Raw genomic sequence first — 12,790 nt, forward strand, 5'->3', positions numbered from 1 at the left:
CTCCACGGTATGTTATTATCTTCTGTTCTTTTTCATATCCTGATACCATTTGGTAATACGCCGTTTTACGGATACACATGTACAGTATATTTTAGCATAGACTATTTTTATCACTGCACATAATAGCTTCCATATCTTTACAAGATCTTCCCATACAATATCCCAGAAACGGGAAGATGGTCCTCTCCTCTTGGCTTGAGTTTTTTTAGGCTTTGCAGGCTTTTCGGGGAACTGGACAGGTTCTTTTGTCTCAGGATTCAGCCGGTCAATATTCATATAGGTATTTTCATCCCGTGGGAAATCCTTTCTTGCCAGCAAATGAAACAGGAATTTTTCCCATGCTGCATAAAGCACAGCAAATACAGGTACTCCTATGATCATTCCAGGAATACCAAACAGACCGCCGCCAATGAGAATAGCTACGATCACCATGAAACTAGACAGACCTGTGGAATCTCCAAGGATCTTTGGTCCAAGAATATTGCCGTCAAACTGCTGTAATACCAGAATAAATATGGCAAAGTACAAAGCCTTGATGGGATCCACTAGCAGGATCAGTAAAATACAGGGAATGGCTCCCAGGTAAGGACCAAAAAACGGGATAACATTGGTAACACCAACCACTACACTTACCAAAGTTGCATAAGGCATATCCAGAAGCGTAGTTCCAATATAGCATAACACCCCTATAATGGCAGAATCCAGGATCTTTCCTGTGATAAAACCGATAAAGGTCTTACTGGTAAAACGCATGGAGCGGATAATAAAATCTGCCTGTTTTAAAGGAAATAAACCATAAGTGATCATCTTCCCTTTTGCTACAAACTTTTCTTTGTCTGCCATCAGATACAGAGAGACAATAGCACCGATTATAAAATTCTTTAAAAATGTAAGAATGTCAAAGAATCCTGCGGATACATTTTTAAGCATCCCCTGCATCTGGGGAAGTATGGTGGTAGTAAGATAATTTTGTGCCTTCTGGGAAGACTGATTCAGAATATCAAAGGTATTCCCATCCAGATCCCAGCCCTTTTCTACAATGGAATCAAGGAATTTTCTTACTGCATTCACATAATCAGGAAAGCTGTATATAAAATTCATGATACTTCGGATCAATTCCGGAAGAATCATCATAACAAGAGCGTAAATTACAAAAAACAAAAAACAGACACAAAGAATCACACAGATCCAGCGAACCACCTTCTGTCCTTTTTTTTGCAGTGTAATCTCCTTTTTATGAAAAACAGGATAAATCACTTTCTGTTCCAGAAAATTAACGATAGGGCTCATTAAAAAGGCAATGGCAATACCATAAATAATAGGTGCCATGATCCCCATAAAATACTGAATCCCTAAGATCAAAGTCCCCATATGGAAAATTCCGTAATAAAAAAGCATACTTGCTGCAACTACTGCAAATGCTGTCACTCCCAAACGTAAATATCTGCTGTCCCAACGAAATTTCATATATTCCTTTATGCCTCCGCTAACTCTTTTAAAAAGGCTGCCGCATCAGCGACAGCCATCTCCTGCATGTCTATAATCTTACTGCTTACACTGGTCAAAGACCTGAACGGTCTGAATAATAGCCTGAGCTGCTCCTTCGATCCCCAGCTTGCCACTGTCTAAACAAAGGGTATAGCCTGCTGCAGAGCCCCATTTCTTGTTTGTATAATAATTATAATAGCTGGCACGGCTCTTATCTGTTTTGGTGATCATATCCTTTGCTTCTTTTAAGGTCTTATTGTACTTGCCTGATATACGACTGATACGCCAGTCAAGGTCTGCATGTATAAATACACTGAAACAGTTATTATTATCTGCAAGTGCATAATCTGCACATCTTCCCACCATAACACAGGGGCCCTCACCAGCCAGCTTCTTAATGGCTTCAAACTGTGCAAGGAAAACCTTGTGGTTCATAGGCATATCAGTAAATCCAGCAGAAGAATAACCAAATGAATAGGTATCCATTACCAGAGAATAGAGAAAACTGTTCGTTGGTTTCTCATCGTGATTCTCAAATAATTCTTTACAAATGCCGCTGTCATTGGCTGCATGCTCAAGAAGCTCCTTGTCGTAACATTTGATACCGAAGTATTTTGCAACTTCCTGTCCGATCTGTCTGCCTGCACTTCCATATTCACGGCCGATGGTTATAATTGAACTTGTGCTGTTGTTCATATTAAGCCACTCCCTTCTGCATAAATTGTTATCTCAATTATACATCAATTTCGCCAAATGTGCCAACTATTTTCTTAATTTTTCCAAAAGTTTTATAAAATATTCAGGCAGTGGTGCTTCAAACTCCATATATTCACCAGTACGTGGATGTACAAATCCAAGGATCATGGCATGAAGCGCCTGCCCCTGAAGGTGATATGGATTTCGAGCAGATCCGTAAACCTGATCTCCAAGAAGAGGATGTCCCTTACTTGCCATGTGTACCCTGATCTGATGTGTACGTCCTGTTTCCAGCCGGCACTCCACATAAGTGGCATTTCCGAAACGCTCCAGAACCTGATAATGGGTCACTGCATCTTTGCCGTTTTTGTAATTAATGGCCATTTTCTTACGGTCAATGGGATGACGCCCGATGGGTCCTTCGATCCTGCCAGTATCTTCTTTAAGGTTTCCACTGACGATTGCCCGGTACCGTCTTTTGATAGAATGCTCTTTTAACTGCTCTGCAAGATCCTTATGGGCAAAATCACTCTTACATACCAGGATAGCCCCTGTGGTGTCCATATCGATCCTGTGGACGATACCCGGCCGCATAATCCCATTGATCCCGGACAGATGCCCCTGACAATGATATAAAATAGCATTTACAAGAGTACCGGATAAATGACCGGCACTTGGATGCACAACCATTCCCTTAGGCTTATTTACTACCATCAGATCTTCATCCTCATAAAGGATGTCCAGTGGAATATCCTCAGGAAGAATATCCGGCTCTGTCAGCTCCGGAACGGTAAGAAGGATCTGATCCTCCTGCTGTACCTTATAATTTGCCTTTACCGGAATCCCATTTACGGAAATTTCCTGGTTCTTCAACAGTTTCTGTATATAAGATCTGGAAAGATCTGTATTTTTTTCTGCAAGATAACGGTCGATCCGAAGCCCACATTCCTCTTCGGATACGCAATAAGTAACACTGTTCATGCATTGCTCCTTTTCCCAATATTCCTGAGCTATCTTAAAATGTTACTGATCATCTGTTTTGGGAATGCTTTGTTTTTGATTTTGATTTCAGAAAAGCAAAATCATTGTCATCCTTATATTTAAAAAGCACAAATAATACAGTAAGTATCCCTCCGCAGACTACATAAATATCCGCCACATTAAAGGTAGGAAAATCAATCAGAGAAAAATAAATAAAATCTACTACATAACCTCTGAAAAAGCGATCCACAAAATTGCCTAGCGCACCGGCAAATACCACCATATCAAGCACCATCAATGGAATATAATAGGCAGTTTTAGGCATACGGATATAAATATACAGGGCAAGGATAAGAAAGAAAAAACACATGATCAGAAGAAAAGGGATCTTCCCCTGAAGCATGCCAAATGCCATGCCGCGGTTTTCAACGTAAGATAACTCTAAAACACCGGGAATCAAAATCTTTCCATTGGTATTTTTAAGGAAAACAATGGACAGATACTTGGTAAACTGGTCGATCAGCGTAAGCAAAAGAACAGGAAAAATCCAGAAAAGCAAAGCCTTTTTCCCTGAAAATAAAGGTGTCTGTTCTTTCATACACAGATCTCCCGGATCCCGGCAAGCATTTCCTCATCTGTAAGATCTGTGGAAATAAAGGTTTTACCCAATCCATCCATAAAAATAAATTTAATATGTCCCCGTTCCATTTTCTTGTCTTTTTTGGTGGCAGATAATACTTCCTCAGGATCAAGTCCTGAAACTGTAAGCGGCAATCCATAGGATGCACAGCAGCTGCGAACCTGTTCATATTCACTGACAGTAAGAAGTCCTCTCTGCATAGAAACATATCCGGCTGCGATCAATCCCAGTCCTACACACTGTCCGTGAAGAAGCTGAAAATCCTTCAGCTTTTCAACTGCATGGCCAATGGTATGCCCAAGATTAAGTAAAGCACGCTCGCCCTTTTCCCTAGGATCACGCTCTACCACGCCTGCCTTGATGGTACAGCATCTGCGAACCATGGAAGCAAGCACTGACAGATCCATCTGAGATACCTTTGCCTGGCAGTTCTGTACATACTGGAAAAAGTCCTTATCACAAATCAGACCTGTTTTGATCACTTCTCCCATCCCACAGCTAAACTCTTTTGGGGGAAGAGTTTTCAAAGTAGAAAGATTCATATAGACCAGTCTTGGCTGGTGGAAAGCCCCTACCATATTCTTGTATTGTTCAAAATCCACACCTGTCTTACCTCCTACACTGCTGTCTACCTGTGCAAGAAGCGTAGTAGGGATCTGGATAAAATCAATGCCCCGAAGATATGTGGCTGCACCAAAGCCGGTCAGATCCCCGGTAACACCGCCGCCAAGAGCAGCCAGGATCCCTGTTCTGTCAATTTCATGCTGAATCAGAAAACGGTACAAGTCCTTTACAGTATCCAGGTTTTTATTGGGTTCCCCTGCTGAAAATACAAACATTAAGACTTCTGCAGCTGCCATGGACAGTTCCTTTTGGACTGCTTCTCCATACAATGCAGCAGTATTGGAATCAGCTACAACACAGATCCTTCTTCCTTCCATCTGCTCATCCTTTAATACTTGGGAAAGATTGGAAAAGTCTTCCTCAAAATAAATGGGATAATGAAAATCGCCATTCCTTTTTACAAGTAATTTTTCTTCTGCCATAATACCTCCATTATATATACTTGCGAATCGTAATACTATTCCGACCTTTCTTGGTCTGTCTGGCTATCCCATCGTATATAAAACGGCCTTTGCCTCTTACAGAGATAATATCTCCCTCTTTCGGCTCATGTCCGTTGGATGTGATCAGCTTGCCATTTACAAAAACAAGGCCTCCCTCTATATAAGAAACCATGCTGCTGCGGGATGCTCCAAAAGCAAGAGCGATCAGCGTATCCAGACGTACTGAGGAACAAGTTCCCTGGATTTCCTGGAAATGTGCCTTTGGCATCAATCCCGGATCCTCTACCTTCTCTGCCAGAACAGTAGTATGCCGTACTCTGCACAGATTTTCAAGGAAAAAGCCGGTCATTTTTGACAGACAGAAAAACCAGGCAGTATTGCCATCTACAAGAATATCTCCAACAACACTTCTGTCTACTCCAAGATTCAGGATCGCCCCAAGGTAATCCCGATGGGTTAATTCCTCTGAAAACTTTAAAGCCTTAGGAGTGATGCGGATACAATCTACCGGATATTCCCACTGAAACATAAGAGCATCAGGGTGAAAAGCAACCATCTGACGCTCAGCATTCTCATAGCCACCGTAAAACTCCACTATAACGCCCAGCTCCTGGAGTTTTTGGCTATGCACCATATTCTGTTCGTTTAAATTAAGAAAATCCGAAAAAGTGACGATATCACGCTGATAGGACAGCTTTGCCAGTTCACGGATTCTCTTAAGTAAAAATTCATCTTTTTCCATTTGAATGAATACCTGTTCTTATTAATAACCTGCTCTTACGGAAGGAACAGATCCTCCTAAAATATTCTGGAGATCACCTGTAATATCTACATTATACGGTCCAAGTACAAAAATATAACTTGAAATCTTCTGAAGGCTGCCATTTAAAGAATAGCAGGCACCGGAAGCGAAATCGATAATCCTCTGTGCAAGCTCTACATCAATACCCTCCAGATTCAGGATCACGGTAGAATTGTCCAGAAGTGTGTCTGCAATCTCCCTGGTATCTTCCATAGAGGATGGCTTGATCACACATACTTCAACATTCTGGGACTGCCCGGATCTGCGGCTGCTTCTCATAGGTGTAATCTTGGAGGATGGTGCGGTAGAACGAACCGGTTTGTCTGCCTTCTCTGTCTGTTTTGCAGGAGCAGCTTTAGTGGCTGCGGCTGCCTTTACAGGACTTTTGGCAGGTGCATCATCAAAATCCTCGAATTCGTCAAATTCATCATCTGATGATTTCTTCTTTGTAAACTTCTCAAAGAACTTCTTCTTGGGACGTGCTTCCTCTTCATCATCAAGGAAATCATCATCATCATCTGCCCCATCCAGATCTTCATCCAGAAATTCATCATCATCGTAATCATCATTTAACTTGATCGCATCTAAAAATTTATCTAAAACGCCCATTTTAATCTCCAATCTTACTTATCTGCTGAATAATCCCTTTCACCAAAAATGCCTGTTCCTACACGCACCATGGTGGCGCCCTCCTGTACAGCAACCATATAATCACCGGTCATACCCATACTCAGGACACTCATAGTAGTATTATTAATGTTTTTGGCTTCAATGTCAACACTTAATTTTTTTAATTTGCGAAAAATTTCCCTGTTATCCTCTGGATTTGAAACAAAAGGTGCAATGGTCATAAGCCCTTTTACCTGAACATGGGGCAATTCTGAAATCTGTTGTACAAGAGGCAATACCTCATCCATTTTCAGGCCGAATTTGCTTTCTTCTTCTGCAACATTTACTTCCAGGAGCACGGAAACAGTAACATTTTTCTTAGCAGCTTCTGTCTCAATAGTCTGTGCAAGACGATAGGAATCTACGGAATGAATCATGTCAACCTTATCTACAATATATTTTACTTTATTACGCTGAAGATGGCCAATCATCTGCCAGCGGATATCTCCTGGTAAATGATCATATTTGTCCATAATCTCTTGAACTTTATTTTCACCAAACACTCTGGCTCCTGCATCGTAAACCTGCTGAAGCATTTCTACAGGCTTTGTTTTGCTTACTGCCACCAGTGTTACTTCCTTAGGATCTCTTCCTACAGCCTGGCAGGCATCCTGAATATTATTAAGAACCTGTCTGTAATTATCTGCTAACATCTATAAGCCTCCTCCTGCTTTAATAAAGTATATCTTCTTCCTTTACTTTTGAAGCATCCTTCACAATATGATCGTATCGTACCAGACCGTAATCCGTATCCTTGGCTACAATGGCATATTCTTCATTCTGATCTATGATCTCTACCCTGCGGAACACAGCATACCCCTGGTTAATGCAATATACGCCTTCCAGCATTTCCGTGCTGCCGATAATATACTTCTCCTTAGAATCCGGTTTCAATATGGCATCCCCTTCTTTGAAGGAGCTTTTGTCAATATAATATGTATAAGTGACTTCCTGTGAATCATCCGTCACAGGATCTGCCAGTCTTGCATAAATACGTGGAGTTACAAAGGTGGTTACATCTTTACCCTCTTTATTTTTATCTGCAAGCATAAACCCAATGTCAGAGCTGTCTTCATTCCTTGTAGCATAAACAGCAGGAACTGTATAAAATTCCTTAGAAACAATGGATGTAAGAGGGATCTTCAGCCCACTGTTAGTATTAGTCACAAGCTCTATATCCAGGAAACGGTCTGATGCATAACGGATCAATCCCTTACTGAAATCAATCTTCCCGTAATTGCTCCCATCAATGGTGATAATGGAAAAATCACCTGTCTGAGTATTATCATCCTTCAGAAATTTCACACGGATAGCTGTCCGGTCCGCAAGCTTCACTGCCTGTTTCTCGCTAAGAGGTATCAGCAGGCTCCATCTTTCATCTGTAATAATAGTATATACCGGATCGCCGGTTTTCACCTGGCTTTGTGTCTTCAGGTCCGTTTCTTGGTAGGAATTCTGGTTAAAATCTTCTGCAGTCAGTTCATCAACTGTTTTGCCTTCATAACCATCTTTGGCATAAAGAATGATTCCATCTGCCGGTGCCTTGCTGATATTCTGATTTCCAAGGGTCACTACCTGAGCGGAGGAATCGCTGACCACATTGCCATATTCATCTGTTACTGCAGCAACGGATGTCTCCTGTGTGACTCCTGCATACTGAAGGATCTCGCCCTCCAGCTGATATTTGAAACTATATGTAGAATTAAATTTACTAGGGGAAAAGCTTTTGGAAAAACTTAACATATCACTACGGATATTAGACAGCTCTTCTGCTCTGAGGGATACCGTAGATTCCGGAACCTTGGTAGAACTCAATCCATATACAGCACCGCCGGCATTGATCTTACTGCCCTCTCTGGCATAATAATTCACATATCCTCCGGAATCTGCCTTACATACACTTTCTTCTCGCAAGGAAAGTCCTGTATAAGTCTCATTCCTTGAAAGCGGTCCGGAAGACACCTGATAGGATTCGATATGGGACGATGTAAGATACATAAATGCACTGACGATCATATATAGAAAAAGCACGCCAAAAATAGCTGTTCCTATATTCAGACTGAATATTTTTCTCAGTTTTATAAGATGCTCTGTGATTTTGTGGGAAAAATTCTGATTCTGATTAGGCAAAAAAATGCCTCCTTTTTCTCTTCTCTGATTTCATTCCGAAATATTGTATCATTTTTCCCGGACAAAAACAAGGCGTTGAAGAAAGTTCACAGGAACTCCATATTTTATTTGAAGTACAGTAATCAGTTGTGGTTGTTCATAATTATATTATGTCAATTACTATGGTATAAATAATACCAGGACCGCTTTCCTGATGATGCATAGAAAGCAGCCCTGGTGTTGTGGAGTCAGGACACAAAAACTGACTGCGGAACCCTTTGATTACTGGAAAACACGGAATACGCCAAAAACCTTGCCAAGAATCTGGATATCACCATGAATGATAATAGGATCCATAGAGTCATTCTCAGGCTGAAGACGATAATAGCCGTTCTCTTTGTAGAAAGTCTTTACAGTGGCAGAATCATCCACAAGAGCTACTACAATATCTCCATTAGATGCGGTCGGCTGCTGCTTTACAAGTACCTGATCACCATCAAGGATACCTGCATTGACCATACTTTCTCCCTTAACTTTCAACATAAAACTCTGGGCATTTGGCATAATCTCTGCCGGGATAGGAAAATATCCCTCAATATTCTCTACTGCAAGGATCGGCTGCCCTGCAGCAACTGTACCGATCAGGGGAACATTCACAACTTCTCTGCGTACTAGGTTAAAATTGTCGTCTATGATCTCAATCGCTCTGGGCTTGGTGGCATCTCTGCGGATGTAACCGTTCTTCTCCAGTGCTTCCAGATGAGCATGTACGGAAGAAGTAGACTTCAGATTAACCGCCTCACAGATCTCACGAACTGCGGGGGGAAAACCACGGTTCAGGATCTCATTCTTTATATAATCAAGTATTTCCTGCTGTTTCTTACTGATTTTGCCATATGCCATAAGGATACCTCCATCAATTACGTGCTGTGTAACTGTTCAGTATCTTCCCAGTTACTGTATTTTTCTTTATCATACCACAAATCTTCATTAAAAGCAAACAGATATTCGGAAAATACGTTCGTAATAATTGGGGCTCTTTATTTCAAAAACTCTTCCATATCCAAAGTTTTGCCATCACGCCAGATTCTTTCCAGATCATAGAAAAGACGATTCTCCTCATCAAATACATGAACGATCACATCGCCATAATCCATAAGGATCCAGCTGGAATTGCGCACTCCTTCTACCTGCTTAGGCTCAAAGCCGGCACGGCCAAGCTGCTCTTCTACATTATCTACCATTGCCTGTACCTGGTTCTGGTTGGAGCCACTGGCAATTACAAAATAATCTGCGATCACGGAAACATCATGTATATCGATCACCTTGATGTCACGTCCCTTTTTTTCATCTAGTGCACGGCATACAAGCTGTGCCATCTGCTTTTCTGTAGTCATTTAGTCTGCACCTTTCCTTTCTGTAAATCATTATAATAGATAAAGGCTTTTCTGGACATTTCATCAATAGCATCCGGGTCTGTGTCCAGATAGGCGAGGGTATCTTTCAAAATTTCATACATACATGCATCCAGATCCTGGAATGCCATCTTACGGATTTTGGGAAGATTAGGTGCCTTATCACGCAGAGGTTCTATATAGTCCGCAATGTAGACAATTTTTTCCAGAAGAGTCATTTCCGGCTTTCCAGTGGTATGCCATGTAATGGCTGACAATATTTCAGGATCTGTAATATGATACTTTTCTCTGGCAATGTATGCACCAAGTTTGGCATGCAGCAAAAAAGGATGTACCTTTTCAAAATCTGTTACAGGAATTTTATTTTTACTGCAAAGCTTTAATTTCTTTTTGTTGGGAATGCATTTGGCACAATCATGGAGCAATCCCGCAACCTGTGCTTTTTGCAGATCACAGTCGTGAACCATGGCAAGGCTTGCACTGGTGTACATCACACCCATCGTATGCAAAAACCTTGGCTGATCAAGATACTTTGCCAGTTTTTTTTCTATTTTGCCAAAATCATATTCCATGGTTTTTACTTCTTTCTTCAATCTCATCACCTCTGTGATAAATATGGTTCTCTTCTATATAAGAGATTACCGAATCCGGCACATAATACCGCAGACTCTTATCTTCCCTGCACCACTGGCGCAGGAGCTGGCTGGAAACATCAATGTTCATCATGTCCAGCAGAAGAAAACAGCCCTGGTATTTATTGGTAAGCCGTTCCACTTCCATGCACAGCTTTGTGGTCGGCATATGATTTCTTACAGCAACCACCAGCGTACAGGCTTGGCAGATCCGCCCCGGCTCCATCCAGGTTTCAAAAGAAAAAAGTGAATCGGCCCCAATGATAAAGTAATAATCCGTATCCGGATGTTCTTTTTTCAGATTTTCCAGAGTCCGATAAGTATAAGTATACCCTTCTTCATTCATTTCAATAAGAGATAAAGCAAAGTGAGGATTTCCGTTAATGGCACGACGGACCATTTCCACCCGTTGTTCATCACTGGCTCTTCCTGCACGGTTCCGCTTATGGGGAGGATTACCTGCCGGCATGAAAAGTACCTGATCCAGTGAAAACTGTTCGTATGCTTTTTCACCAAGGATCAGATGCCCCATATGGATAGGATCAAAGGTGCCGCCCATAATACCGATCCGCTTTCTTTTGCACTCCATCTGTCAGACCTCCAGAAAAAACTTAAAAATTTATTTGACAGGAAGGACGATCTTCTTCTTATCGTCTTTACCTTCTCTATATAAAACGATTTTCTTGCCGATCACCTGTACCACTTGGGAATGGGTACGTTCAGAAAGAACCTGTGCCATTTCTTTTGGGTCTTCCATGCAGTTCTGCAGGACGCTGATCTTAATCAGTTCCCTGGCCGCAAGAGCCTCTTCTACAGCAGCTGTATTCTGGGGAGTAAGGCCGCCCTTACCCAGCTGAAGAATAGGTGTCATTGTCATAGCAAGACTTTTCAGATATGCTCTTTGCTTTGTTGTCATTTTTGCTCCTCCCTGAATATTATTTATAATAATCAAATTCAAAGCCATACATACGTACAGTATCTCCGTCCTGTATTCCGGCTTTTTCCAGTTCTTCCAAAATACCGCCTTCTTTCAGGAATTTCTGGAAGAAAGCAAAACCTTTCTCTGAGTCCAAATTGGTGTAGCCCAGCATTTTCTCAATACGTGGGCCTTCCACGATAAATACAGAAGAATCCTCAGGATCTGCTTCCACAGTAAATGGAAGATTTTCTGCCACAAGTGCATCCTCAGGGAAGAATTCCTGCTCAAACACAATAGATTTCCGCGGGCAGGCATCCAGAAGCTCTTTTACGTGGAAAAGAAGTTCCCGTACTCCCTGGCCGGTCACAGCAGAAATCGGATATACCTTGATCCCCTTTGGCTCAAATTCCTGTTTCAGACGCTGGATAGGATCCTCTTCTTCGTTATTGTAGATACAGTCAATCTTATTGGCTGCGATCACCTGGGGTCTGGAAGCAATTTCCTGGTTGTAAGCCTCCAGTTCCTTATTGATCTTATAAATATCCTCTACCGGATCTCTGCCTTCCGTAGATGCAGCATCCACAATATGGATGATCACACGGGTACGTTCAATGTGACGGAGGAACTCATGTCCCAGTCCCACTCCTTCCGATGCGCCTTCGATCAATCCTGGAATATCCGCAATAATAAATCCCCCATTCTCTGTGTCTACAACACCAAGATTAGGGCTAAGCGTAGTAAAATGGTAATTAGCGATCTTAGGCCGGGCATTTGTAACCCGGGAAAGGAAGGTGGATTTCCCTACATTTGGAAATCCTACAAGTCCCACATCTGCAATCACCTTAAGCTCCAGAAGGACCTCCAGTTCCTGGGCTGGCTGTCCTGGCTGTGCATACTTTGGCACTTGCATGGTAGGTGTGGCATAATGCTGGTTCCCTTTACCTCCATGGCCGCCTTTTAATACAACCTGGCGTCTGTTTTCACCGGACATATCAGCAATGACCTTGCCGGACTGTGCATCCATGATCACAGTTCCTTCCGGAACCTTCAGAACAACGTCATTACCATTGGATCCGTGGCAGCGTTTCTTTCCGCCCTCTTCACCGTCACCGGCTTTATATTTCCTTTTGTGTCTGTAATCGCCCAGGGTATTCTGTCCCTCATCTATTTCAAATATTACATCTCCGCCGTTTCCGCCATCGCCCCCATCTGGGCCGCCGTCCGGAACATATTTCTCTCTGCGGAAGCTTACATGTCCATCCCCGCCCTTACCGGAACGGATGATGATCGTTGCTCTGTCTGCAAACATAGAATACTCCTATTTTTATTATTATGAAAGAAAAGGCTCCAAACCCATGACAGATTTGAAGCC

The 12,790-nt window shown here is 42.1% G+C and carries 15 protein-coding genes; all 15 read right to left on the reverse strand.

Going from position 1 to position 12,790, the window contains the following annotated elements:
• Positions 1-15: 15 nt before the first annotated feature.
• On the reverse strand, positions 16-1,467 hold the full coding sequence (locus tag AB5916_RS03285) for an AI-2E family transporter (protein WP_368189236.1): 1,452 nt from the start codon (positions 1,465-1,467) through the stop codon (positions 16-18).
• A gap of 78 nt (positions 1,468-1,545) precedes the next feature.
• Positions 1,546-2,184 carry an AAA family ATPase gene (locus AB5916_RS03290; RefSeq protein ID WP_368189237.1) on the reverse strand — a complete coding sequence of 213 codons (639 nt, stop codon included), beginning with the start codon at positions 2,182-2,184 and terminating at the stop codon, positions 1,546-1,548.
• Positions 2,185-2,250: 66 nt separating this feature from the next.
• Positions 2,251-3,165 carry an RluA family pseudouridine synthase gene (locus AB5916_RS03295; RefSeq protein WP_158420969.1) on the reverse strand — a complete coding sequence of 305 codons (915 nt, stop codon included), beginning with the start codon at positions 3,163-3,165 and terminating at the stop codon, positions 2,251-2,253.
• A 49-nt stretch (positions 3,166-3,214) separates the two neighbouring features.
• A complete protein-coding gene (gene lspA / locus AB5916_RS03300) occupies positions 3,215-3,763 on the reverse strand; it encodes a signal peptidase II (RefSeq protein ID WP_368189238.1) in 549 nt (182 codons plus the stop codon).
• Positions 3,760-4,851, reverse strand: a complete 1,092-nt coding sequence (gene aroB / locus AB5916_RS03305; protein ID WP_368189240.1) for a 3-dehydroquinate synthase — start codon at positions 4,849-4,851, stop codon at positions 3,760-3,762. The genes lspA and aroB overlap by 4 nt, the downstream gene beginning before the upstream one ends.
• Before the next feature lie 10 nt (positions 4,852-4,861).
• Positions 4,862-5,614: an RNA-binding protein gene (locus AB5916_RS03310; protein WP_173728050.1), complete on the reverse strand. Its 753-nt coding sequence runs from the start codon at positions 5,612-5,614 to the stop codon at positions 4,862-4,864.
• A 21-nt stretch (positions 5,615-5,635) separates the two neighbouring features.
• Positions 5,636-6,283 (reverse strand): cell division protein SepF, encoded by a 648-nt coding sequence (locus AB5916_RS03315; RefSeq protein ID WP_173728053.1) that lies wholly within the window; start codon positions 6,281-6,283, stop codon positions 5,636-5,638.
• Positions 6,284-6,297: 14 nt separating this feature from the next.
• Positions 6,298-6,996: a YggS family pyridoxal phosphate-dependent enzyme gene (locus AB5916_RS03320; protein WP_158420964.1), complete on the reverse strand. Its 699-nt coding sequence runs from the start codon at positions 6,994-6,996 to the stop codon at positions 6,298-6,300.
• Positions 6,997-7,015: 19 nt separating this feature from the next.
• The gene (locus AB5916_RS03325) at positions 7,016-8,473 is read right to left on the reverse strand and encodes an HlyD family efflux transporter periplasmic adaptor subunit (protein WP_262582702.1); all 1,458 of its coding nucleotides are present in this window, start codon (positions 8,471-8,473) and stop codon (positions 7,016-7,018) included.
• Between the two features lie 261 nt (positions 8,474-8,734).
• Positions 8,735-9,355: a transcriptional repressor LexA gene (gene lexA, locus AB5916_RS03330; protein WP_158420963.1), complete on the reverse strand. Its 621-nt coding sequence runs from the start codon at positions 9,353-9,355 to the stop codon at positions 8,735-8,737.
• A gap of 137 nt (positions 9,356-9,492) precedes the next feature.
• Positions 9,493-9,849 (reverse strand): ribosome silencing factor, encoded by a 357-nt coding sequence (gene rsfS, locus AB5916_RS03335; protein WP_158420962.1) that lies wholly within the window; start codon positions 9,847-9,849, stop codon positions 9,493-9,495.
• Positions 9,846-10,466, reverse strand: coding sequence for a bis(5'-nucleosyl)-tetraphosphatase (symmetrical) YqeK (yqeK, locus tag AB5916_RS03340; RefSeq protein WP_368189241.1), 621 nt, complete (start codon positions 10,464-10,466; stop codon positions 9,846-9,848). The genes rsfS and yqeK overlap by 4 nt, the downstream gene beginning before the upstream one ends.
• On the reverse strand, positions 10,429-11,088 hold the full coding sequence (nadD, locus tag AB5916_RS03345) for a nicotinate-nucleotide adenylyltransferase (RefSeq protein ID WP_158420961.1): 660 nt from the start codon (positions 11,086-11,088) through the stop codon (positions 10,429-10,431). The genes yqeK and nadD overlap by 38 nt, the downstream gene beginning before the upstream one ends.
• Before the next feature lie 30 nt (positions 11,089-11,118).
• Complete coding sequence (yhbY, locus tag AB5916_RS03350; protein ID WP_368189243.1) at positions 11,119-11,415, reverse strand: ribosome assembly RNA-binding protein YhbY; 297 nt, start codon at positions 11,413-11,415, stop codon at positions 11,119-11,121.
• Positions 11,416-11,434: 19 nt separating this feature from the next.
• On the reverse strand, positions 11,435-12,727 hold the full coding sequence (obgE, locus tag AB5916_RS03355; RefSeq protein ID WP_158420959.1) for a GTPase ObgE: 1,293 nt from the start codon (positions 12,725-12,727) through the stop codon (positions 11,435-11,437).
• Positions 12,728-12,790 lie beyond the last annotated feature (63 nt).

Origin of the sequence: Blautia sp. 1033sp1_1033st1_G9_1033SCRN_220408, from assembly GCF_040929965.1 — a bacterium.
GTDB lineage: Bacteria > Bacillota > Clostridia > Lachnospirales > Lachnospiraceae > Blautia_A > Blautia_A ammoniilytica.

Bases quoted from the DNA above. Each gene is read 5' to 3' on its own strand.
- AB5916_RS03315 (WP_173728053.1), bottom strand. From the start codon at position 6,283: ATGGGCGTTTTAGATAAATTTTTAGATGCGATCAAGTTAAATGATGAT.
- obgE (WP_158420959.1), bottom strand. From the start codon at position 12,727: ATGTTTGCAGACAGAGCAACGATCATCATCCGTTCCGGTAAGGGCGGG.
- aroB (WP_368189240.1), bottom strand. From the start codon at position 4,851: ATGGCAGAAGAAAAATTACTTGTAAAAAGGAATGGCGATTTTCATTAT.
- AB5916_RS03320 (WP_158420964.1), bottom strand. From the start codon at position 6,996: ATGTTAGCAGATAATTACAGACAGGTTCTTAATAATATTCAGGATGCC.
- yqeK (WP_368189241.1), bottom strand. From the start codon at position 10,466: ATGAGATTGAAGAAAGAAGTAAAAACCATGGAATATGATTTTGGCAAA.
- AB5916_RS03285 (WP_368189236.1), bottom strand. From the start codon at position 1,467: ATGAAATTTCGTTGGGACAGCAGATATTTACGTTTGGGAGTGACAGCA.
- AB5916_RS03310 (WP_173728050.1), bottom strand. From the start codon at position 5,614: ATGGAAAAAGATGAATTTTTACTTAAGAGAATCCGTGAACTGGCAAAG.
- lexA (WP_158420963.1), bottom strand. From the start codon at position 9,355: ATGGCATATGGCAAAATCAGTAAGAAACAGCAGGAAATACTTGATTAT.
- yhbY (WP_368189243.1), bottom strand. From the start codon at position 11,415: ATGACAACAAAGCAAAGAGCATATCTGAAAAGTCTTGCTATGACAATG.
- lspA (WP_368189238.1), bottom strand. From the start codon at position 3,763: ATGAAAGAACAGACACCTTTATTTTCAGGGAAAAAGGCTTTGCTTTTC.
- rsfS (WP_158420962.1), bottom strand. From the start codon at position 9,849: ATGACTACAGAAAAGCAGATGGCACAGCTTGTATGCCGTGCACTAGAT.
- AB5916_RS03295 (WP_158420969.1), bottom strand. From the start codon at position 3,165: ATGAACAGTGTTACTTATTGCGTATCCGAAGAGGAATGTGGGCTTCGG.
- nadD (WP_158420961.1), bottom strand. From the start codon at position 11,088: ATGGAGTGCAAAAGAAAGCGGATCGGTATTATGGGCGGCACCTTTGAT.
- AB5916_RS03290 (WP_368189237.1), bottom strand. From the start codon at position 2,184: ATGAACAACAGCACAAGTTCAATTATAACCATCGGCCGTGAATATGGA.